This is a genomic window from Salmonella sp. SAL4457, assembly GCF_046548235.1.
In the GTDB taxonomy this organism is placed as follows: Bacteria; Pseudomonadota; Gammaproteobacteria; order Enterobacterales; family Enterobacteriaceae; genus Salmonella; species Salmonella enterica.
The window spans coordinates 1-260 of record NZ_JBGDZO010000759.1 but is presented as its reverse complement, the minus strand read 5'-3'; the positions used below and the strand labels follow the sequence as shown (position 1 = coordinate 260).

At 70.0% G+C, this 260-nt stretch carries 1 pseudogene; it reads right to left on the bottom strand.

Going from position 1 to position 260, the window contains the following annotated elements:
- Positions 1-260: pseudogene (locus ACLJNW_RS26200) on the bottom strand (phosphate--AMP phosphotransferase); the annotation flags it as partial.

The window sequence follows — 260 nt, the reverse complement described above, 5'->3', positions numbered from 1 at the left end:
CGCCATAGGCGCGTAGCCAGTCGGCCGGTGCGCAGAAGCCCTCGATGCGCTCCACCAGCACGCGGCCGTACCAGGAACGGTCGAAGATGGTGAACTGGCGACGCGCCGGAATGTGCCGCCAGAAGCGCCAGAGATAGGGCTGCGCACGCTCCTCTTCGGTCGGCGCGGCGATCGGCACGATATGGTACTGGCGCGGGTCCAGCGCGTCGGTGACACGGCGGATGGCGCCGCCCTTGCCGGCCGCGTCGTTGCCCTCGAAC